The sequence below is a fragment of the Exiguobacterium sp. KRL4 genome, from assembly GCF_001870785.1.
Classification (GTDB): domain Bacteria; phylum Bacillota; class Bacilli; order Exiguobacteriales; family Exiguobacteriaceae; genus Exiguobacterium_A.
In genome coordinates this window covers 1-20,431 of sequence record NZ_MOLV01000005.1, presented here as the reverse complement: position 1 = coordinate 20,431, position 20,431 = coordinate 1, and the positions used below count along the sequence as shown (strand labels likewise).

The following is a 20,431-nucleotide window of genomic DNA, read 5'->3' as shown; positions in this document are numbered from 1 at the left end:
TCGTATCATAGAAGACATGTGAAAAAATGTTACATGAAACAACTTATAAATAAGGGGGATCACCTGTGGAGAAACAACTAGTAGATTTAGTCGGCAGTATCAACGACTTATTGTGGTCAAGCGTCTTAATCATTCTGTTAGTCGGTTTAGGCATTTATTTTACGATTCGCATGGGCTTCGTCCAATTTCGGATGATTCCGGAAATGTTCCGGCTTCTATTCGAAGGAACGGATAAAGGAAAAGATGGGGTTTCACCTTTCCAGGCATTCGCGATCAGTACGGCAGCACGTGTCGGAACGGGAAATATCGCTGGTGTCGCGACAGCGATTGCCCTGGGTGGCCCGGGTGCTGTCTTCTGGATGTGGTTGATTGCTTTAATTGGTTCGGCATCAGCGTTCGTAGAGAGTACACTGGCTCAAATCTATAAAGTACGTGATGAAAAAGCATGGCGTGGTGGTCCAGCGTATTACATGGAAAAAGCACTGGGACAACGTTGGTTAGGGATCGTCTTCAGTATCTTGATTACGATTTCCTTTGGATTCGTCTTCAACTCGGTTCAATCGAATACGATTTCGTTATCACTCCAAAGTCAGTATGGGATCGATAAGACATGGATCACAGTGGGACTTGTTGTATTGACGGCCCTTGTCATCTTCGGCGGTGTACGGAGTATCGCAACGGTTTCGGCTTTCCTTGTGCCGATCATGGCGGGAGGGTATATTTTGATCGCCCTCTATATCATGGTAACGAACTTAGAGGTACTGCCAAGTGTGTTTGGTTTGATTTTCCAAGAAGGATTACTTGAATTCAAAACGCTTGCGGGTGGAGCGATTGGGGCAGCTGTCCTAAACGGTATCCGTCGTGGTCTCTTCTCCAATGAAGCGGGGATGGGATCAGCGCCAAACGCGGCTGCGACGGCAGAAGTCTCACACCCGGTCAAACAAGGATTGATTCAATCGTTTTCTGTTTTCGTCGATACGTTACTGGTGTGTTCAGCGACTGCAATGATCGTTCTGGTCAGCGGCGTTGCGACAAAAGATGCGAGCGGGGAACCTGTTGCTGGAATCGAATTGGCACAAGGTGCGTTGTCTTCTCAAGTCGGCTCGTTCGCGACAGGATTCATGGCGCTTGCCATTTTCTTGTTTGCCTTCAGTTCGATTGTCGGGAACTATTATTATGGCGAATCAAACATCAGCTTCATCAATGACAATAAAAAATTGATGACGATCTACCGTGTGATGGTTCTAGGAATGGTTGTGTTCGGCTCGCTCGTTCAAACGGCAGGTCTTGTCTGGGCACTGGCCGACATCTTTATGGGTCTGATGGCGATTGTCAACTTGTATGCGATTTTCCGGTTATCTAAAATTGCGAAGTTGGCGCTGGATGATTATTTGGTGCAACGAAAAAACGGGCAGGATCCTCGTTTCTATACAGATTCGATTCCGAATCTGCCGGGGAAAGAAACGCTCGAAGCGTGGCAGGACGATGATTCAAAAGAAAAAGCAATTTAATAGAGGAGGATCAGAGCAATCTGGTCCTCTTTTTTTGCAGGGGAGATTTCTGGAATCATCATTAAAGAAGTCCGAAAATGGGAATACTTAAAAAAGATAACGATCGAAAGGAGGGGAAGGATGGAAAACGTACATTATGTCCGGGTTGTTGACGCGGTCTGGGATTCATTTGGAAACGATCCGCATATCATCATGGACTGGATTTTATTCATTCATGAAACACAACCGGATCAGGAGCAGTTGTTTGCGCTGGAAGAGACGGAACCGCTGTATCATGTGATGAGTCAAATTGATATTTTCATCGATCAAGAAACACATTATAATCTTGGACGGGCGATTGTTGGAGAAGAATTGATCGTCAACGAAGATCATGCGGCGATCGTTGGTATCCTTCCCTTACCTTTACTCATCATCTCGACCGAAGTCATGCGTAATTTTGATCGGCAGGCACTGGAAGTGATTTATCAAGAAGCGGGGCGATCGGGAGAATTTGACGAAGTATGGGAACAGTTTGGTGACTTGCGTGCCTATTTCCGCAAAGCAGAAGAAGCAGAAGAAACGATTTTAATCTATTATGTCTGAAATAGATCCATGACAACGAAAACACGGACCCGACGATAGCCGGATCCGTGTGTTTTTGATTGTGATGCTTAGAAGTCGATTTCATCTGGATCTGGTCCAAGACGGACATCCGTTGCGAGACGATCAATCTTCTCTAAATCATCTGCATCCAGTTGGAAATCAAACACATCGAAGTTTTCTGCAATCCGTTCTGGTGTGACGGATTTTGGAAGGGCGACGATACCGTTATCCAAATGCCAACGTAACACGACTTGTGACGGAGACTTACCATGTTTTTCGGCAATTTCCTTAAAGTCGTTGATTTCAAGGAATTTCCCTTGCATGAGTGGGCTCCATGCTTCAACTTGAATGCTATGGTCTTGTAAGTACTCATGAAGTTCATGTTGCGGAAGTTGCGGATGGAGTTCCACCTGATTGATCATCGGTGTCATCAATCCTTCTTCAGCAAGTGTATCGAGGTGGTGTTCTTTGAAGTTCGAAACACCAATCGCTTTGATTTTTCCTGCTTCGTACAGCTCGATCATGGCTTTCCATGCTTCGATATATCCTTCGACCGGCCAGTGAATGAGATAGAGATCCAGGTAATCCGTCTCTAGTCGTTCGAGTGACTCAGCGAAAGCTTCTTTTGTGCGTCCGGCACGAATATCATCGTTCCATACTTTAGACGTTAAGAAGAGATCTTCACGATTCACGCCGCTTTCTTTGATTCCTTTAGCGACACCACGTTCGTTTTTATAGACGGCAGCCGTATCGATATGACGGTAACCGACACGAAGGGCTTCTGCGACGGCAGCCGGTGCTTCCGTCTCTTCATCAACTTGCCAGACACCGAAGCCGATTTGTGGAATCGTGATACCATTTGAAAGTTTTGTGTATTGCATGTGTATACTCCTCCTTCAATAAAACTAGAATATGGATTTGCTCGTTTAGTTTAGCATGAACGAGCAAGAACGTCTGTTTCAACGCTCAAAGCAGGAAATGAACGGTTAGAAAGAGAAAAAAGGGGGGTAAACCTTAAAAGAAATGAGGTGTAAATCATGGCACGATCCGTTAAAAACGTACCAAAAGGCGTCTGGGCAGGCATTGCGGCACTACTAGGTGCTCAAGCGACCTTCTTATTCCTTGGTGCCCGTAAGACTGGACGCAATCCGTGGGTATGGGGCGGAGCAGGACTTGTTCAGTTCCCACTTCCAGCCATCGCGTATTTCATTCTCAACCGTCAAGATCAGAAAAAATAACTGAAAAACAAGTCCGGTCGCGCTGCAGGCGGCCGGACTTGTTTGTTTTACGAAACGTTTTTCTTTTGCGTAGCAGATGTCTTACGACGCGGGAAACCGAAGACAATGGCAAGAGACCCGCAAACGAAAAGCAGGAACGGATAAAATAGATACGGTATCAGTTCCGGAGAAGCCGTTTTCGTTAATTCTGCTGCAATCAGCAACTGGGCTCCGTACGGGATGATTCCTTGAATACCACAAGAGAAGATGTCGAGAATACTGGCTGACTTTTTCCGATCGATGTCATACGTATCCGCAATCTCGGCTGCGAGTGGACCGGCGACAAGAATCGAAATCGTATTGTTGGCTGTCGCAAGGTTCGTTGCACTGACGAGTGCGGCCATACTGAACTCTGCTCCGCGGCGTTGCGTGATTTTTTGAGTCAGTGTTTCTTTCAGGTAAACAATCCCGCCATTAAACGTGATCAAGCTGACGAGACCACCCATCAATAACGTCAAGATTGAAATTTCGGCCATCCCCATCAATCCTTCTGACATCGACAGGACAAATCCACTCAACCCAAAACTGCCATCGAGCATGCCGATGATTCCGGTCAGTAAGGTTCCACCGAGTAAGACGAGGATGACGTTGACGCCAAACAGGGCGAGGACGATGACGGACAGGTAAGGAATCAGTTTGTAAAACTCAAACGCTTTCGCTTCGACGACTTCGCCTGTACCTGAGACGAATGCCAAGATGATGACGGTCAGAATCGCCGCCGGCAGCACGATCAGGAAGTTCGTCCGGAATTTATCACGCATGTTCGTTTTCTGCGTTCGGACTGCGGCGATTGTCGTATCGGAAATGAACGACAAGTTATCACCGAACATCGCGCCGCCGACAACAGCCGCCGCGGCGACAGCGACATTGACACCGGTCGCTTCATGAATACCAAGTGCGATTGGTGCAAGTGCCGCGATTGTCCCTGTTGATGTTCCCATCGCCATCGAGATGAAGGCGGCGATGACGAACAACCCACTCATTAAGAGGGAAGGCGGTAAAAACGTCAGGGAGGCATTGACGGTTGCTTCAATGGCACCGATCGCATCAGCCGTTCCGGAAAATGCACCGGCAAGTAAGAAAATAAAGACCATGATCATGATGTCCGGATTCCCGGCACCCGTCGCAATCCGTTCAACGGTTTGATTGATACTACCTTTTGTTGTTACGGCGGCAAACACCAAGGCAATCAGAGCTGCAATCAAAATCGGGAACTTGTAAAAATCATCATAAAAGATCCCGGCACCGATAAAGAGGACCAAAAAGACAAGTAATGGTAGAAGGGCCCACTTGTTTGGTGTAATCGTCTCGTTCATTGTCTATCACTCCTTTTCTGCATCTGCAAAAAAAAGACCCCTTCGCAAGAAAGAAGGAGGTCTTTACTGAAAAAGACGCTCTTCTTATCTCTCAAGCCGTAGCTTGCTGGATTTGGCACAGTACGAATCAATCGTCCGCTGCCGAAACATCATTGGGCCAGTCCCTCCGTCTCTCGCGATAAAAAGAAGTCATTTAATTGTCTGAAACACGTTTTCTACCGTAACGTATCTTTTAATGCATGTCAACACTACTTCACTGCAGTGCTTTTTTTAGTGTCGCCACATTTTCATTCATCAAGTCAAAATAAGACGCATCCTGCTGTGCTTTCGTGACGGACTCCAAGTTGTGAATCGTAATCGCTTCAGCGCCAATTTCCTGCTGAATGACACGGGCGACTTTTGGTGAAACCGTCTCTTCAAAGGCAATATACTTTAAGTCATGTAACTCCGCTTCCTTGACGAGTGCCGCCAGTTGTTTTTGGGAAGGCTCGTCCGATGGAGAAATCCCGGCGATCGGTAATTGGGAGAACCCATACCGTTCAGCCAAGTAACCATAAGCGGCGTGCGTGACGAGCAGTTCTTTTTTAGATCCGGCGTCAACGGCTTGCTGTAAGTTTTGGTCGAGCGTGTCGGCTTGTTTATTAAATGCCGCCAGATTTTTTTCGAACGTTGCTTTTTTATCCGGCACTTCTTTTGCGAGTGCGGTCGTGATCGACTCTGCCATCAATTTGGCATTGTTTGGATCGAGCCAGACGTGTGGATCATATTTTCCATGATCCTGCTCCTCTTCCGCATGTTCGTCATCATGTCCTTTTTCCTCGTGGTCATGAAGCGTTGCGCTTGCTTCGAGGAGATCGATGCCTTTACTCGTCTCGATGAAGCGAACATCATTTCCTTTAAGGCTCGCTTTGATTTTTTCCGAATACGGCTCAAGCGTGGTACCCGTTAAAAGGAACAGGTCGCCTTTGGCGATTGCCGTCAGTTGTTTAGAAGTCGGCTCATAGGAGTGGGGATCGGCACCAGGTGGGACGATCATTTCGACGTTGACGTCGGAACCACCGATTTCTTTGGCGATTGCCGCCGTTGCGAACGTTGACGTATACAGTTGCAGCCGATCGTCCGTAGCACCTTGATTGGAATCGGAGTCGGATGATCCGCAGGCAGTTAGGAACGTTGCACTGGTTAAGGCGATAGTTAAGGCAGGGATGAACTTTTTCATATGAATAAAACCTCCAGGAAGTATTAAAACGTAATTATTCCGATTTGAACCTTTTCACTATAACGAATCAAAAACGAAGCGTCAAGCGTAATCAGGCAGAAGTTCGACTTCTAAAAAAATGGGGTAAAAGACTAATAAGAATTAAAAATCGGGATCATGTCTGGGAGGTGATGAGGTGAAACGGGAAACAGCGTGGTTGATGGGCGGTGCCGCAATCCTGACGACGGCAGCAGCCGGTGCAAGCATCTGGAATAACTATGGGGCACTTTTACGGTGGACGGAACCGGCACTTCCGCTTGCGGAAGCGCAACTTGCTCCCCGCACCATTTTGTATAAAACAATTGATAAACAGGAGCTCAAACTGGATCTGTATTATCCACCAGGCGACGGACCTTTTCCGGTAGCGATTTACGCACATGGCGGCGCATTTGTCCGGGGAAGTCGGGATGACATCTTTTGTTTTACACCGATCGTCGAGCGTTTTTTAGAACTGGGGATTGCTGTGTGCAGTATCGACTATCGGCTGTTCGAGGACGGAAGTTATTTTCCGGATAACTTAGAGGATGTCCGAGATGCACTCTGTTTCTTGAATCAGGAAGCGGATGACTTACGGATTGCGCGTGGACGAATGCTTCTTTGGGGAGATTCGGCAGGAGCGGCACTGATGCTGACGACGGCACTTGCCCCAAATGCGTTCATCGGTGAACAAAAAGCCGAGCATCTCCCGTTGGTCAGCGGTATCATCGCCTTATATCCACCTACGAATTTCTTGTTATTTAAGTTCATCCAAACGTGGATCGCGCACATTAAATTTTACGGCGGGGGACGAGACGAGTGGCGTGATTTGATGACACGAGTCTCTCCTGCAACACATTTGACAGCGGATTCACCTCCAGTCATGTTGTTGCACGGAAAAAAAGATCCGATCGTGCCCTTTGCGCAAGCGCTGTATTTCGTTGAAAAAGGAGCAGATGTCGGAGCAGATGTCCGCCTGTTTTCCTTCCCGAACGGAACCCATTCACTTGCCAGTTTTGCTCAAACCGAGAATCCGCTAAAAATCGAGCGTTTACTTGAACGGATCGAAGCATTTAGCTGTCAAGTCCTTGTCCTGCCACCTCGTGAGACTCTTCACTAAACAAGAAAACATGATACAATCAGTCATATTTCTTTTGAAGGAGACAGCGAGATGACAGAAATTTGTTTAGTGCGTCACGGTCAAACCGATTGGAATTTAAATGAACGGATTCAAGGACGAGAAGATATTCCGCTGAATGAGACGGGCAGATGGCAGGCTGGGATGAGTGCCACATATTTGGCACAAGAGAAGTGGGATGTCCTGATTTCAAGCCCGTTGTCACGGGCTGTCGAAACGGCAGAAATCATCGGGCGTTCGATTGGGCTGGACGTGACGGAGACGGATGAACGGTTGGTCGAACGGGAATTTGGTCTTGCGTCCGGTCAACCGGTCGCAGGCATTTATGAAGCGGTCCAAGCCAATGATACGACACGCGTGCCGGGACTTGAAACCGAACAGGAAATCCAGGAACGGGTATTTTCAGCGGTCGAAGAATTGACCAAAAAATATCGAGGCAAACGCCTGCTGATCGTCTGTCATTCACATACGATCAAAGCAGCGTTATCCTCGATTGATGATAGCTTCAGTTACCGGACACCGCTCAAAAATGCCTGTGCCAACTACATTCGTTTTTCCGACCGGTACGAGATTGAACGCATCAATGTAGCGGACCATATCGCAGACACGACAAAACGCCCTTAAGGAAGGGTCGGATTTTCCTGGAGGTACTGTTTGAATGTTTCCTTGGCGATGCTCGTGATGTGCGCTCCGCGTTTGGAGCGACGGTCTTTGTACTCTTGAATCAAGGCTTCACCGGTAAAGTGGTCTTCGACGACCTCACGTAAGATGGATTCGGATAAATCATTTTTCATCATGACCATCTTTCCTTTGAACAAGTAAGAAACGCCTTCGCTTAACGGTGTGGATTCAAGTGGTGTTACAATCATCGCGGCGGGATCGTTATCCGGTCGGGAGATCGTGATTTCAATCAACGCCCGTAATTTTTTGGTAAAGAGTTCCTCGATGATCGGTTGATCGTTTTTTAAGACGACGATTTCTGCGACCCATTGTGCCGTCTGGTCGGTACTGACGGTCAGTCCATCTTTAATCGCAACCGGAATCGTTGTATCTTGACCGGATTCGTCCATTAAAATACGTAGTGTGCACAATTTAAAGGTTTTCAAGAAAACGCCTCCTTGTTGAATGGACAACAGATTTTCTCCAGTATACCGTGACCAAGCAAACGGTGGGAAAGTTTTAGAGAGGATTTTTTAGTGAACTATGTTTAAATGAAAGTAGAAATCAGAAACAGGAGGACCGTTCATTATGCCGCAAGCACTAATAGGAGTATTAGGAATCATTGGAATCATCTTACTTGCCCATTACATCATTACGTATTGGCATGCCGAACCAACCGATCGTCCGACGCTTGCTTATCGCATAGCGCTCCTGATTGCCTGTTTGCTTCTCATCAGTGGAAGCGACCACTTGATCAGTATTTTTTATGCGGATTCGTTGGCTGAATTTGGTCAACGCATTACGTATATCGTCTTGATCGGAGGTGCGCTTGGCTTCGCGTGGTACTTTCGTCAACAAATGGAACAAACGACAATCCAAATGACACCGACACCAAATGAAACAGCCCACTTCAGCTGAAGCAGGCTGTTTTTTTTATTTGATACCGCTTGCGGTCCGCGTATCGCGAATCATATCGAGTTTCAGCTTCCAGAGACGATCGCTGAATGTGATGGCGTACACTTCCGGCAGGCGGAGGCGTTTATATTCTTCCCATAGACGGCCGATTTGCTGTTCGTGAAACTGTCGGCTTTCTTCGATTGTCGGGACGGAATAGATGAGCTCGCCATCGACGAAGATTGGTGTCAACAGGCGCTCGACGTTAAAATTCTCGATCCGGTTTCGGAACGAAGGATCCCGGACGTCAATCAAATCAATCGAATCCAGATGAGTCGGATCTTCATCGAGCAACGTCACGTAGTCGCCCTTAAACTTATTCGTCACCCGGTCGACGATTCGGTAAACTTCCTTGATATGCGGAGTCGTCGTCTTCGCTTTAGACGAAGAGACTTTAATGACAGGAACAAGTGCCCCGTCGACTTCACGTGCAACCAACTTGTAGACCATCCCGAGGGCTGGTTGCTCATATGCCGTAATGCCGCGTGTCCCGACGAGGAATGTATTGGCTTGTGCCCCTTGGATGCGTAAATCTTGGATGACGTATTCATCCAGATCACCCGACAAGACGATATCGACTTCTGTGAAACCGGCTTCGTCAAGCATCGTCCGAGCGCGTTTTGATAGGTAGGATAAGTCACCGGAATCAATCCGGATGCCGCGTAGTTTATGCCCTTTCGCGGCGAGTTCTTTTGCGACGATGATGGCATTCGGTAAACCACTTTTTAACGTATCGTACGTATCGACGAGCAATGTCGCTTGATCGGGATAATACGCAGCAAACGTCCGGAAAGCCGTCAATTCGTCATCGTGGAATTGAATATCGGCATGCTCCATCGTTCCGCCTGAAGGAATTCCGAAGTCACGTCCGGCAGAGGCGAGGCTCGTGACGTCGAAGCCTGCTAAATAAGAAGCACGTGTCCCGAAGTAAGCAGCGTCAATCCCTTGCGCTCGGCGCGCACCGGCTTCGAGGAATTTTGCACCCGGCGCTGATTGACGAATCCGCGCATATTTCGTTGCGATGAGGGATTCGTGATTGGCGATGTTCAAGATGGCTGTTTGTAACAATTTTGCTTCGAAAATCCGTGCTTCGATCCGGACGAGCGGTTCATTTGGAAAAACGATTTCGCCTTCTTTGACACTTGAGATCGAGCCGGAAAATGTAAAGTTTCGTAATTCGTCTTTGAACTCTTCCGGAAAACCAATCATTTTTTGGAGATAGATGATGTCTTCTTCCGTAAAGCGAAGAGTTTGGACGTACTCGATGATATTTTCAAGTCCGGCGAAGACGACATAGCCCCCTTCAAACGGATTCGTCCGGTAATAGACATCAAAAACAGCACGTTCATTATGACGTCCTTCCTGCCAATAAATATACATCCACCGTGGAAGATACAGGTCAGTATGAAGTGCGAGGTTACGTTGTAGCATGAAGACAGATCCCTTCTTATTCGCCGACGACATCTGCGCCGAGCGATTGTTTGAAATGTGTGAGTGCCCAGTCGTGACCAATCGCATTGAAGCTTGCGACGGCATCGGCATGAACGACGATTTTATATCCTAGATTGTAGGCGTCGACGGCTGTATGCAGCACACAGATATCGGTGCAGACACCAACGAGATGAACTTCGTGAATCGAACGTTCGCGTAAACGTAAATCAAGATCCGTTCCGGCAAAGGCACTGTACCGTGTTTTGTCGATGACATGATCCGCAACACGCGCCATTTCGGCAACCTGTCCAAACAGGTCTCTGCCATGAGTGCCACGGATGTTATGCGGCGGGAAGAGGACCGTTTCCGGATGGAAGGTGTCTCCTTCTTCATGGATATCGTTTGCGATGACGACATAATCTGCGGATGAAAATTCATCCATTAACGAAGCGATCCGTCCTTCGATTGCCTGGCCTGGTTTTCCGCACGTCAACTTTCCTTCGTCGGCTACAAAATCAAATGTATAATCAATGACGATAAGTGCACGCATGAGCGTCTGCCCCTTTCTTTTATGGAAGATAGTGTTCTCTTTCACATTGTACTCTATCTGCATCCGAAGACAAAAGGAAGAAATCCGCTAGTGATAGGTATAAGAATGTGGAAAAGTAGGGTATAAGGTATAGGACGAAAATAATTGTGGAGGAGGAACATGGCATGAAGAGGTTGAATGAGTATGAAGTGGAAGAACATCTGGAAGGACTGTCCGAGTGGCGTGTCGTCGATGACGAAATCGTCCGTGTCTACACACTGGATTCATTTCCGGCAGCACTTGATTTTGTACAGGAGGTTGGTTCGGTAGCAGAACACTTAAACCACCACCCTCGTATCATCATCGATTATAAAAATGTTACGCTTGCTGTGACGACGCATGATTCAGGCGGTCTGACCGGCAAAGACTTCGAACTCGCGGAGGCCTGTGATGCCATCTAAACTTTCCATAACATTTGGTAGCGGTAGTTTTGTTGATCAAATTCGAGCACGTGATTCACACATTCGGGCAGCAAGCGGGAGTGGGGAAGCTCTTTTGTTTATCGAAACAGAAGGAAAATCCCCTTTCCAAAGTGGTAATACGTACACGTTGCTTGAAACACGCGGTAATTTTAACGAAGAAGGCAGTCTGTTCTATTGGTCGATTCCGGCAGATCAGAACAGTGGCGATCTATTTGTGCACCAAGTCATGTCAGATCCTAAAGTACTTGGGGCAGAATATGATAGTTTTCAAGCAGTACGGATTGCTCGTGTCGAACGCGGCACGGATTTAGTCTTGTTGATTCAGTTCAACCATGAAGGAGACGCGGCACGTTACGCGAAATCAGTTGAACGACTGACCGTCGACCAGTATGCTGAAGAAGCAGGGAAGTCGTTTGCGCCTTCTCCGGTCATGAAACGGTATCAACTTTTACAACCACTATAATAAATAGTCAAATTAGTCTAGGGGGAAAAAACAGATGAAAAAGAATTACTTTTTAGTAGCAACGCTTGGTGGAGCGCTTGTCGGAGCAACGTTGTCGATGCTTCATAAAGATACACGTCAATCGCAACTCGCTGCCGTCAAACGGACATTTGGTGGAGCAAGTACGCAGCTTTCGGCCGTCAAACAGGATCCAAAAGGACGTTTTGAAGAGATTCGCGCCCTGTATACGGATAACCAAGAAACGATTCACAACTTGATCGATGATATCAAAGATTTGGCGGAATCATTACGTAAATAAGGTTAAAAAAAGCGAACCCTTCTGAATTCCGAAAACGGAAAAAACAGGAGGATTCGCTTTTTTTGTAGCGTTCGTCAGATGAATCGTGCGAGTAAACCGAAGACGGCGAAGGCGACGATGACATAAAAGGTGATCCGTCCGAGTTGTCCGGAACCGCTCGTATGAATGATGCGACCGCCTGACGCAGGGCGTCTTCCGGTATTGAATGGTCGTGTAAACGGTACTGTGCCTTTTCCGAAGAGGAAGCCGGCGAGAAAACCAAGGACGAACCCATACAAGTGACCAAACACGGATACGTTCGAACCAAGCAGTGTAAAGATTGCCGTGATCGCACTGAAGATGTAGACCAGGCGTGCATCATCGGCTGAGATGACCGTCCGCTTGAATCGACCGAGATAGACATAAAAACCAAGCAACCCTAAGATGGCACCGGAAGCCCCGGCCTGTCCGTAAAACGGTTCATTGATTTTCGTGAAGTACGTCAAGACGTTTGCGAGTGTACCGACGAGGAGATAGAAGGATGCGAACTTCGCATGACCAATCATCCGTTCCAGTGCAGGTGCAAAAATGATCAAGGCAAACGTGTTGAAGGCGATATGCCAAAAATCATAATGCAGGAAGGTCGCCGTGACGACGCGCCACCATTCCCCGTTCCCGATGAACAGGTTGATGGCTGCCCCGTAATTGAGTGGTGAAAAGCCCAAGTTGAAAAAGGCGTTTAACTGTTCGATGACAAACAGAGCGACTTGGATTAAAATGAACAACGAAACGACCGGATAAGAACGTGTGAACGTTTGTAGGTTTTCCGTTCGACTAAACATGACAACACCTCGCTTCCTCTTCATTCTATATGAAGATGGCGAAGAATAGAACTGTGGAGGCGTCAGGAATGATTTTCGGAATAGGACTCGATCTCGTAGAACTGCAACAAATCCGACAGACGCTCGAGCGTCAGCCACGAATCATCGAACGGATCTTGACAGCAGCAGAACAAGAACGGTTTCATACCTTGTCTGAGGGACGGCAGCTGGAATATCTCGCAGGACGGTTCGCGGCAAAGGAAGCGTTCGTCAAAGCATTCGGGACGGGGATAGGTGCTGATGTCTCGTGGCTCGATCTCGAAGTGCTGAACGAAACATCAGGGCGACCGGTCATGACGGGTCCGTTCGAAGGAACGATTCATCTATCGATTACGCATTCCGATCATTACGCGGCTGCACAAGTCTTATTAGAAAAGAGGAGTTTAGATGTATCGACCAACTTGGATAGAAATTGACCGCGAGGCAATCGCCCATAACGTACGAGAAATCAAGGCGCGGATGGGGCATCAATCGATGATGGCTGTCGTCAAAGCCGATGGATATGGACACGGAGCCATCACTGTCGCAGAAATCGCTTTAGCAAACGGGGCGGAGATGCTTGCTGTCGCTTTATTGGAAGAAGCCATCGAGTTGCGGGAAGCGGGCATTCAAGCACCGATTTTGATGCTCGAGGCACTTTTACCCGAACATGCTCCGATTGCCTCGAATTATGATGTCGCCGTCCCTGTGTTTTCAGCGGAGTGGTTACGGGAAGCGAAAAGACATTTGACGGAAATCGATCACTTGCGTCTTCATATCAAAGTCGATACCGGGATGGGACGACTTGGTCTGCAGACACTGGACGAGCTAGATGCGGTTCTCAAAGAACTGGATCCGGATTTGATGGAACTGGACGGAATTTATACACACTTCGCGACGGCGGATGAATTGACGAGTCGTTTGTTTGAGCAACAACAAACTATTTTTCTGCGTTTTGTCGAACGTGTGCCGGGTATCCGCTATATTCATGCGGCCAATTCAGCTGCGGCCATCCGTCTTGCCGGTCAAGAACCGTGTAATGTCGTCCGGGTCGGGATTGCCCTGTATGGCGCGTTGCCATCAGACGAGATGAGTTCCTATTATTACTTTTTACGGCCGGCATTTTCATTGAAAAGTCGTCTGATGCAAGTCAAGCACGTCGAGCCTGGTCAGACGATCAGCTACGGTGCGACGTATACGGCTCCGACGGATGAATGGATCGGAACGGTGCCGATCGGCTATGCCGATGGGTGGTCACGCAAGTTTCAAGGATACGCGTTGATCGTCGATGGCACTCCTTGCGAAATCGTCGGGCGTGTCTGTATGGACCGGTTGATGATCCGCTTACCGCGTGATTACCCGATCGGAACAGAAGTCACATTGATCGGGCAAGGTGTACCAATCGATGAAGCCGCTCACTGGTTGGGGACGATCAATTATGAAGTGCTCTGCCAGTTTTCGAAGCGAGTCCCGCGCGTCTGATTTTTGAAAAAACATCAATATGATGGTAAAAAAATGTTATTTGTTTGAATTTTGATTGTATTTTCTGAATTTGACTGATATATTGAAGTGGAAGTGAGTCGTTCGTTAAGGTTTCAGTGAATCTGGAGGTGCCATTATCTTGGTCCAACAACGGGAAAAGCAATTTGTTGAACGAAATGTAGCGAAGGAGACGATTGGGATGAAGTCGAACCATACGACCGAAGAACGCAAGCGTCAGCTACGTGAGGAATTGAAACGTGGTTACGAAGAAATGGCAGCGATCAATTTATCAATCGTTGGCGAAATGTTCCAGATTGAAACGGAGGCGGAGTTCTCGCTCCTACGTCAAGTAAGCGGGGTGTAAGCTTTGATAGTCAAACGTGGCGACGTGTTTTATGCAAATTTGTCACCTGTGGTCGGATCGGAACAAGGAGGCGTTCGTCCTGTCCTTGTCCTACAAAATGATATTGGTAACCGATTCAGCCCAACGGTCATCGTGGCTGCGATCACGGCACAGATCGACAAAGCCAAACTACCGACCCATGTGGAAGTATATCGAGAGCGACACGGATTAGAACGTGATTCGGTCATCCTACTTGAGCAGGTCCGTACAATCGACAAACGCCGTCTAACGGATAAAGTCACGCACCTAGATCCTGACACGATGATGAAAGTAAATAGTGCCGTCGCGATCAGCCTAGGCTTGATTGACTTTTAGGCACTTACATAGAACAGCGAGAAGAGTCGATACAACTGTATGCGACTTTTTTTTGAACAATTTTTAAAAAGTGGTTTAGGAACAGTAAAATCGGGGAATTACATCAGGGTGACCTTTTATTTAAAGTGGTTCATTCAGATGATAGAGATAGAGATAGAGAAAACACATAGTAGATTTTCCTTGAGGAGGAACTTGAAGATGGATTTAACAATTAAAACAGAGCAACTAGATGGTCAGACGCATCTCTATATCGCAGGAGAGATTGATACGTATACAGCACCGAAACTTCGTCAAGAATTAGTACCGGCAGTCGAAACAAATGATGTCGTCGTCCATTTGGATGAAATTCATTATATGGATTCAACAGGTCTTGGTGTATTTGTCGGGGCGCTCAAAGCCTCAAAGAAAAACGGAACGACGTTCACACTCGTCGGGGTATCCGAACGGATTCGTCGTCTATTCGAAATCACAGGTCTTTCAAGCATCATTACAATCGATAGTGGTGTACGAGGTGGAACACAATGAAGAACGAACAGCTTGAAATGATGCTTCCGGCAAAACCGGAATACGTAGCGATCGCTCGACTAACCGTTTCTGGTGTCGCGAATCGGATGGGCTACACATACGATGACATCGAAGACATCAAAATCGCGGTTTCTGAAGCGTGTGCCAATGCCGTTCAGCATGCATATGAAGGAGAAAAAGATGGGTCGATGGCATTGACGTGTAATGTCTATCCGGATGATCGTCTTGAAATCATCGTCAAAGACAACGGTGTGACATTTGATAAAGACAGCGTCAAACGCCAAAGTGAACCGATTACGGACGCACATGATCTAGACTCTCTGCATGAGGGGGGACTAGGGATCTTAATGATTGAAGCACTCATGGATCAAGTTACGATCGAGAAAGCAAACGGCGTCACTGTCCATATGACAAAATATATGAATAGAGATGAGGTGGGTCAAAGTGCCAGCAAAGTCTCAACAACGCCATCACAGTGATGACGAAGTCCTTCGACTAATTGACCTATACCAACAAGATGACCAAGATGAGGAAGTCCATGCTGCGTTACTCGCGCGTTACTCGGATCTCGTCGAGGCACTCGCCCGTAAATTCTCACGTGGCCGTCCGATTCATGACGATCTCGTTCAAGTCGGAATGATCGGTCTGCTCGCGGCACTCCGCCGCTTTGATAAAGAATTTGGCCGCAGTTTTGAATCGTTTGCCGTCCCGACCATCATCGGTGAAATCAAACGATTCATCCGCGACAAGACATGGAGCGTACACGTCCCGCGTCGAATCAAGGAACTCGGTCCAAAAATCAAGAAAGCCGTCGAAGAATTGACAACGGAACTGCAACGGTCACCACGGATTGATGAAATTGCAGCCCGTCTGGAAGTGTCGGAAGAGGAAGTTCTCGAGACGCTCGAAATGGGTAAAAGTTATCAAGCGTTATCCGTTGATAGTTCGATTGAAGCTGACCAAGAAGGCAGTACGGTCACGTTGCTTGACTTAGTCGGGAACCAAGAAAATGGTTATGACTCGGTTGATCAAAGGTTGATTCTTGAAAAAGCTTTTGCGGTTTTGACGGATCGGGAACGTTCGATTTTAGAATGTGCCTATTACCGGAACATGAGTCAAAAGGAAACCGGGGAATTACTCGGTATTTCGCAGATGCATGTCTCGCGCCTGCAACGCCGGGCCCTTCAAAAGTTACGCGAAGCGATCAAAGTGGAACCAAACGAAGTATTCTCAAAAGATTGATGCTCAGGCATCAGTCTTTTTTTGTGTCCGATTGATTCTTCGGTATAATGGAGAAGAGGTGAAGAAGATGGAGAAGAGAATCGCAACAGAATTGAATTTACGACTAGCACAAGTAAAAGCCGTTTTACAACTGACGGAAGACGGGGGAACGATTCCGTTTATCGCCAGGTACCGCAAAGAACAAACCGGTGAACTCGATGAGGTCGAAATCAAAGCGATCCTCGATCGCCATAAAAGTATCACGCAGCTCGAAACGAAACGAGAAGACGTCCTGCGTAAAATTGAAGAACAGGGAGTCATGACGGCAGAGTTAAAACAAAGCCTGAATGAGGCGACGACGCTGCAACAGATCGAAGACTTATACTTACCGTTCCGTCCGAAACGACGAACGAAGGCGGAAATCGCACGGGAAGCTGGTCTGGCACCGTTCGCCGACTTTTTACGTTCCCCGAAATCGTATGACGATGAACAATTTAATCAGTTTGTCGCAGCGCATGAAGAAGGGGAAGCGGTTGCTGGGGCGCAAGCGATTATTGCTGAGGAATGGGGCGAGCAGGCAAGTGTCCGCGATCATATCCGCAAGACGGCGTATCGTTTCGCGGACATCGTCACGAAGTTAAAAAAAGACGCAGTCGACGAGAAACGTGTATTCGCGCAGTACTATGAATACAATGAACGAATCCGTCAAATCGTGCCGCACCGGATTTTAGCGATCAATCGTGCGGAATCGTTAAAAATCGTTTCGGTCAAAGTGGTCCTAGATGATCAACATGTATTGCCGTACCTGTTGCGCCCGTTTAACCGGTTAGCGGACGAAAAACGGCGTCTGGTCGAAGAAGCTGTCCAAACAGGCTATAAAAAATCGGTATTCCCGGCCATCGAACGGGAACTTCGGAATGAATTGACGGACAAGGCGGAAAATCAAGCGATTGAAGTATTCGGAAAAAATTTACGACAACTCTACATGCAACCACCGATGAAAGGGAAAGTGATGTTAGGTCTCGATCCTGCCTACCGGACCGGATGTAAGTGGGCTGTCATTGATCCGACGGGGGAACTCAAGGAAGTAGGTGTCGTCTATGTCACGATGTCTGAACAAAAGGCACAAGAGGCACGTCAGGTCTTGACGAAACTCGTGAACCGATATGGTATTGAATTGATAGCGATCGGAAACGGAACGGCTTCCCGTGAGACGGAATCGTTTGTCGCGAATTGGCTCAAGGAACATGATGACATCGCGTTCACAATCGTCGATGAGGCGGGTGCAAGTATTTATTCCGCATCGGAAATCGCACGGACAGAGTTTCCTGATCTACAAGTCGAACAGCGGTCGGCGATTTCGATCGCAAGACGATTGCAAGATCCGTTGGCAGAACTCGTCAAGGTCGACCCACAATCGGTGGGTGTCGGACAATACCAACATGATGTCACACAAACGAAGCTGAAAGAAACACTCGACTTCGTCGTTGAGACGGTCGTCAACCAGGTAGGTGTTGATGTCAATACCGCATCGGAGTCACTTCTCGGTTATGTCGCGGGGATCACAAAAGCCACTGCGAAAAAAATCGTCGAACGTCGATCGGAGCTAGGTGCCTTCGAATCCCGGAAAGAACTGTTGAAAGTACCGCGCTTAGGAGCAAAAGCCTATGAACAGGCGGCTGGATTCTTGCGGATACCGGAAGGCAGCCATCCCCTGGACCGGACACCAATTCACCCGGAACAATATAAAACCGTCGAACGGTTATTTAAGCAGCTCGAGTTCTCGTTACAAACAGTAGGGACAGAAGAGTTGCGGACGCGACTTGACGCTTTATCCGTACAAGAGACGGCGCAATTGCTTGAAGTTGGGGAACCAACCTTACGCGACATCATTGAAGCGTTACAACGTCCGGAGCGCGATCCGCGTGAAGCACTTGATAAACCGTTGTTACGCCAAGATGTATTGTCACTCGACATGATTCAAGTCGGGATGGAGTTTCAAGGGACGGTGCGCAACGTACTCGACTTTGGCGCATTTGTAGATATCGGTGTGAAAGAGAGTGGACTTGTGCACATCTCGAAACTCAGTAAAAAACGGGTCAAACATCCGCTTGATGTCATCGCGGTCGGGGACATCGTCACAGTGTGGGTGACGAGTGTCGAACCAGAGCGGGGACGCATCGGTTTAACGATGGTCAGCCCGTCATGACGAACGAAGAGTTGCAGCAATACGTCGAGCGGTTATCACTCGACGTGTTTGCTTTACCTTTTACGCACAGAGCGTTGTTTAATGATCGCTTACGGACGACAGGCGGCCGCTATTTTTTGACGGATCACCATCTTGACTTCAATCGGCGGTATCTCGAAGACCCGCACATCTTTCGCGGAATCGTCATTCACGAGCTTTGTCACTATCATCTTCACCTGCAAGGGAAAGGGCACCGGCATCAAGATCAAGACTTTAAAGAGTGGTTATCCCGGTACGGAGGCTTACGGTATAGTCCGCGTTTAAAAGAAAATGAAAAAAAGACGCATCTCTATGAATGTAAAAAATGCGGGACATTATATAGAAGGAAAAGAAAGATGAATCCAGAACGATATCGGTGTGGACGATGTCGTGGAAAGATTTTTCACAAAAGTAGTTGACGTTCATTTCGGAGCATGATAAATTATAGAAGTCGTCAAAATGACCGCAACTAAACAACTTCTCGTCATTAAAAACTTTTTTAAAAAAGCATTGACGAAGAGAAAGAAAGTTGCTAATATAGAAAAGTGTTCTGAAACGAACGTCACGTTCCGCAATAGCTCAGTGGTAGAGCAACCGGCTGTTAACCGGTAGGTCGTAGGTTCAAATCCTACTTGCGGAGCCATTATTTTTGGAGATGTACCCAAGTGGCTATAAGGGGCGCCCCTGCTAAGGGTGTAGGCCGGGAAACTGGTGCGAGGGTTCGAATCCCTCCATCTCCGCCAGACCTCTTATGTGAATTTGTTACTTGAGAATAGTTATCAATTTTTTAAATGGCCCGTTGGTCAAGCGGTTAAGACACCGCCCTTTCACGGCGGTATCACGGGTTCGATTCCCGTACGGGTCACCATTTCGGAGGATTAGCTCAGCTGGGAGAGCATCTGCCTTACAAGCAGAGGGTCGGCGGTTCGATCCCGTCATCCTCCACCATTTTCAATTTCATACTTAAGTTTCACAAAAATGTGGTCCTGTGGTGTAGCGGTTAACATGCCTGCCTGTCACGCAGGAGATCGCGGGTTCGAATCCCGTCAGGACCGCCATTTTTGGGCTGTGGCCAAGTGGTAAGGCACTGGATTTTGATTCCAGCATGCGAAGGTTCGATCCCTTCCAGCCCAGTTTTTTCGTGTCATTAGCTCAGTTGGTAGAGCATCTGACTTTTAATCAGAGGGTCGCAGGTTCGAATCCTGCATGACACACCATTTTAACTTTAATTTCAATTTTATATTTGCGGTCGTGGCGGAATGGTAGACGCGCTAGGTTGAGGGCCTAGTGGTGGCAACACTGTGGAGGTTCAAGTCCTCTCGACCGCACCATATCGCACCCTTAGCTCAGCTGGATAGAGTACTTGACTACGAATCAAGGGGTCGGGAGTTCGAATCTCTCAGGGTGCACCACATTTTGTTTGCTTTTGACGGGCCTATAGCTCAGCTGGTTAGAGCGCACGCCTGATAAGCGTGAGGTCGGTGGTTCGAGTCCACTTAGGCCCACCATTTTTCAAAACAAACGATGACGAACTTTGAAAACTG

25 protein-coding genes, 10 tRNA genes and 1 riboswitch are annotated in these 20,431 nt (G+C 47.7%); of the genes, 28 read left to right on the top strand and 7 right to left on the bottom strand.

Features of this window, described 5'->3' with window-relative positions:
• Nucleotides 1-65: 65 nt before the first annotated feature.
• Both BLD48_RS04495 and BLD48_RS04490 read left to right on the top strand, forming a co-directional pair.
• Nucleotides 66-1,511, top strand: a complete 1,446-nt coding sequence (locus BLD48_RS04495; RefSeq protein WP_071499120.1) for an alanine/glycine:cation symporter family protein — start codon at nucleotides 66-68, stop codon at nucleotides 1,509-1,511.
• Nucleotides 1,512-1,631: 120 nt separating this feature from the next.
• Nucleotides 1,632-2,093 carry a hypothetical protein gene (locus BLD48_RS04490; RefSeq protein WP_071499119.1) on the top strand — a complete coding sequence of 154 codons (462 nt, stop codon included), beginning with the start codon at nucleotides 1,632-1,634 and terminating at the stop codon, nucleotides 2,091-2,093.
• A gap of 68 nt (nucleotides 2,094-2,161) precedes the next feature.
• Here BLD48_RS04490 and BLD48_RS04485 read toward each other — a convergent pair whose 3' ends face one another.
• The gene (locus tag BLD48_RS04485; RefSeq protein ID WP_071499118.1) at nucleotides 2,162-2,974 is read right to left on the bottom strand and encodes an aldo/keto reductase; all 813 of its coding nucleotides are present in this window, start codon (nucleotides 2,972-2,974) and stop codon (nucleotides 2,162-2,164) included.
• Between the two features lie 156 nt (nucleotides 2,975-3,130).
• Between BLD48_RS04485 and BLD48_RS04480 the strand changes: the two genes are divergently transcribed.
• Nucleotides 3,131-3,331: a hypothetical protein gene (locus BLD48_RS04480; protein ID WP_071499117.1), complete on the top strand. Its 201-nt coding sequence runs from the start codon at nucleotides 3,131-3,133 to the stop codon at nucleotides 3,329-3,331.
• Nucleotides 3,332-3,378: 47 nt separating this feature from the next.
• Here BLD48_RS04480 and BLD48_RS04475 read toward each other — a convergent pair whose 3' ends face one another.
• Entirely contained in the window at nucleotides 3,379-4,686 is a 1,308-nt protein-coding gene (locus tag BLD48_RS04475; RefSeq protein WP_071499116.1) for a Na+/H+ antiporter NhaC family protein, read from the bottom strand.
• A gap of 81 nt (nucleotides 4,687-4,767) precedes the next feature.
• Nucleotides 4,768-4,871, bottom strand: a riboswitch (SAM riboswitch).
• Nucleotides 4,872-4,939: 68 nt separating this feature from the next.
• Nucleotides 4,940-5,905 carry a metal ABC transporter solute-binding protein, Zn/Mn family gene (locus BLD48_RS04470; RefSeq protein ID WP_071499115.1) on the bottom strand — a complete coding sequence of 322 codons (966 nt, stop codon included), beginning with the start codon at nucleotides 5,903-5,905 and terminating at the stop codon, nucleotides 4,940-4,942.
• A 175-nt stretch (nucleotides 5,906-6,080) separates the two neighbouring features.
• Between BLD48_RS04470 and BLD48_RS04465 the strand changes: the two genes are divergently transcribed.
• On the top strand, nucleotides 6,081-7,040 hold the full coding sequence (locus tag BLD48_RS04465; protein ID WP_071499114.1) for an alpha/beta hydrolase: 960 nt from the start codon (nucleotides 6,081-6,083) through the stop codon (nucleotides 7,038-7,040).
• A 51-nt stretch (nucleotides 7,041-7,091) separates the two neighbouring features.
• Nucleotides 7,092-7,682: a histidine phosphatase family protein gene (locus BLD48_RS04460; RefSeq protein WP_071499113.1), complete on the top strand. Its 591-nt coding sequence runs from the start codon at nucleotides 7,092-7,094 to the stop codon at nucleotides 7,680-7,682.
• On the opposite strand, the gene BLD48_RS04455 is transcribed toward BLD48_RS04460, so the two are convergent.
• Nucleotides 7,679-8,164 carry a YwpF family protein gene (locus BLD48_RS04455; RefSeq protein ID WP_071499112.1) on the bottom strand — a complete coding sequence of 162 codons (486 nt, stop codon included), beginning with the start codon at nucleotides 8,162-8,164 and terminating at the stop codon, nucleotides 7,679-7,681. The genes BLD48_RS04460 and BLD48_RS04455 overlap by 4 nt on opposite strands.
• Nucleotides 8,165-8,306: 142 nt before the next feature.
• Between BLD48_RS04455 and BLD48_RS04450 the strand changes: the two genes are divergently transcribed.
• Nucleotides 8,307-8,636, top strand: coding sequence for a hypothetical protein (locus BLD48_RS04450; protein WP_071499111.1), 330 nt, complete (start codon nucleotides 8,307-8,309; stop codon nucleotides 8,634-8,636).
• 15 nt (nucleotides 8,637-8,651) lie between these two features.
• Here the strand turns inward: BLD48_RS04450 and BLD48_RS04445 are convergent, their stop codons facing one another.
• Nucleotides 8,652-10,103 carry a nicotinate phosphoribosyltransferase gene (locus BLD48_RS04445; protein WP_071499110.1) on the bottom strand — a complete coding sequence of 484 codons (1,452 nt, stop codon included), beginning with the start codon at nucleotides 10,101-10,103 and terminating at the stop codon, nucleotides 8,652-8,654.
• Between the two features lie 16 nt (nucleotides 10,104-10,119).
• Nucleotides 10,120-10,653, bottom strand: a complete 534-nt coding sequence (locus BLD48_RS04440; RefSeq protein WP_014971527.1) for a cysteine hydrolase family protein — start codon at nucleotides 10,651-10,653, stop codon at nucleotides 10,120-10,122.
• 164 nt (nucleotides 10,654-10,817) lie between these two features.
• Here BLD48_RS04440 and BLD48_RS04435 point away from each other — a divergent pair, with 164 nt between their 5' ends.
• The 3 genes from BLD48_RS04435 to BLD48_RS04425 are packed head-to-tail and all read left to right on the top strand — an operon-like array spanning nucleotide 10,818 to nucleotide 11,875.
• Nucleotides 10,818-11,093 (top strand): 4a-hydroxytetrahydrobiopterin dehydratase, encoded by a 276-nt coding sequence (locus tag BLD48_RS04435; RefSeq protein ID WP_071499109.1) that lies wholly within the window; start codon nucleotides 10,818-10,820, stop codon nucleotides 11,091-11,093.
• Nucleotides 11,083-11,577, top strand: a complete 495-nt coding sequence (locus BLD48_RS04430; protein ID WP_071499108.1) for a hypothetical protein — start codon at nucleotides 11,083-11,085, stop codon at nucleotides 11,575-11,577. The genes BLD48_RS04435 and BLD48_RS04430 overlap by 11 nt, the downstream gene beginning before the upstream one ends.
• Before the next feature lie 34 nt (nucleotides 11,578-11,611).
• The gene (locus tag BLD48_RS04425) at nucleotides 11,612-11,875 is read left to right on the top strand and encodes a hypothetical protein (RefSeq protein ID WP_071499107.1); all 264 of its coding nucleotides are present in this window, start codon (nucleotides 11,612-11,614) and stop codon (nucleotides 11,873-11,875) included.
• Between the two features lie 74 nt (nucleotides 11,876-11,949).
• Here the strand turns inward: BLD48_RS04425 and BLD48_RS04420 are convergent, their stop codons facing one another.
• Complete coding sequence (locus BLD48_RS04420; protein WP_071499106.1) at nucleotides 11,950-12,696, bottom strand: rhomboid family intramembrane serine protease; 747 nt, start codon at nucleotides 12,694-12,696, stop codon at nucleotides 11,950-11,952.
• A 68-nt stretch (nucleotides 12,697-12,764) separates the two neighbouring features.
• On the opposite strand from BLD48_RS04420, the gene acpS reads away from it, so the two are divergent.
• The 19 genes from acpS to BLD48_RS04325 all read left to right on the top strand — a co-directional run bounded on the left by acpS (nucleotide 12,765) and on the right by BLD48_RS04325 (nucleotide 20,395).
• A complete protein-coding gene (acpS, locus tag BLD48_RS04415; protein ID WP_071499105.1) occupies nucleotides 12,765-13,151 on the top strand; it encodes a holo-ACP synthase in 387 nt (128 codons plus the stop codon).
• The gene (gene alr / locus BLD48_RS04410; protein WP_071499104.1) at nucleotides 13,123-14,196 is read left to right on the top strand and encodes an alanine racemase; all 1,074 of its coding nucleotides are present in this window, start codon (nucleotides 13,123-13,125) and stop codon (nucleotides 14,194-14,196) included. Before acpS ends, alr begins: the two co-directional genes overlap by 29 nt.
• Before the next feature lie 139 nt (nucleotides 14,197-14,335).
• Nucleotides 14,336-14,560 (top strand): hypothetical protein, encoded by a 225-nt coding sequence (locus BLD48_RS04405; protein ID WP_012371670.1) that lies wholly within the window; start codon nucleotides 14,336-14,338, stop codon nucleotides 14,558-14,560.
• A 3-nt stretch (nucleotides 14,561-14,563) separates the two neighbouring features.
• On the top strand, nucleotides 14,564-14,914 hold the full coding sequence (locus tag BLD48_RS04400; RefSeq protein ID WP_014971520.1) for a type II toxin-antitoxin system PemK/MazF family toxin: 351 nt from the start codon (nucleotides 14,564-14,566) through the stop codon (nucleotides 14,912-14,914).
• Nucleotides 14,915-15,112: 198 nt separating this feature from the next.
• Nucleotides 15,113-15,439 carry an STAS domain-containing protein gene (locus BLD48_RS04395; protein ID WP_014971519.1) on the top strand — a complete coding sequence of 109 codons (327 nt, stop codon included), beginning with the start codon at nucleotides 15,113-15,115 and terminating at the stop codon, nucleotides 15,437-15,439.
• Complete coding sequence (gene rsbW, locus BLD48_RS04390) at nucleotides 15,436-15,918, top strand: anti-sigma B factor RsbW (protein ID WP_071499103.1); 483 nt, start codon at nucleotides 15,436-15,438, stop codon at nucleotides 15,916-15,918. The genes BLD48_RS04395 and rsbW overlap by 4 nt, the downstream gene beginning before the upstream one ends.
• Complete coding sequence (sigB, locus tag BLD48_RS04385; protein ID WP_026830357.1) at nucleotides 15,884-16,681, top strand: RNA polymerase sigma factor SigB; 798 nt, start codon at nucleotides 15,884-15,886, stop codon at nucleotides 16,679-16,681. The genes rsbW and sigB overlap by 35 nt, the downstream gene beginning before the upstream one ends.
• A 67-nt stretch (nucleotides 16,682-16,748) precedes the next feature.
• Nucleotides 16,749-18,869: a Tex family protein gene (locus tag BLD48_RS04380; protein ID WP_071499102.1), complete on the top strand. Its 2,121-nt coding sequence runs from the start codon at nucleotides 16,749-16,751 to the stop codon at nucleotides 18,867-18,869.
• On the top strand, nucleotides 18,866-19,306 hold the full coding sequence (locus BLD48_RS04375; RefSeq protein ID WP_071499101.1) for a SprT family protein: 441 nt from the start codon (nucleotides 18,866-18,868) through the stop codon (nucleotides 19,304-19,306). The genes BLD48_RS04380 and BLD48_RS04375 overlap by 4 nt, the downstream gene beginning before the upstream one ends.
• Nucleotides 19,307-19,455: 149 nt before the next feature.
• A tRNA-Asn gene (locus BLD48_RS04370) sits at nucleotides 19,456-19,530 on the top strand.
• A gap of 8 nt (nucleotides 19,531-19,538) precedes the next feature.
• Nucleotides 19,539-19,630 (top strand) — tRNA-Ser (locus BLD48_RS04365).
• 50 nt (nucleotides 19,631-19,680) lie between these two features.
• Nucleotides 19,681-19,755 (top strand) — tRNA-Glu (locus BLD48_RS04360).
• Between the two features lie 4 nt (nucleotides 19,756-19,759).
• A tRNA-Val gene (locus BLD48_RS04355) sits at nucleotides 19,760-19,835 on the top strand.
• Between the two features lie 34 nt (nucleotides 19,836-19,869).
• A tRNA-Asp gene (locus BLD48_RS04350) sits at nucleotides 19,870-19,945 on the top strand.
• A gap of 4 nt (nucleotides 19,946-19,949) precedes the next feature.
• Nucleotides 19,950-20,021 (top strand) — tRNA-Gln (locus BLD48_RS04345).
• A 7-nt stretch (nucleotides 20,022-20,028) separates the two neighbouring features.
• Nucleotides 20,029-20,104, top strand: a tRNA-Lys gene (locus BLD48_RS04340).
• Nucleotides 20,105-20,132: 28 nt separating this feature from the next.
• Nucleotides 20,133-20,218 (top strand) — tRNA-Leu (locus tag BLD48_RS04335).
• A gap of 4 nt (nucleotides 20,219-20,222) precedes the next feature.
• A tRNA-Arg gene (locus BLD48_RS04330) sits at nucleotides 20,223-20,299 on the top strand.
• Nucleotides 20,300-20,318: 19 nt separating this feature from the next.
• A tRNA-Ile gene (locus BLD48_RS04325) sits at nucleotides 20,319-20,395 on the top strand.
• Nucleotides 20,396-20,431 lie beyond the last annotated feature (36 nt).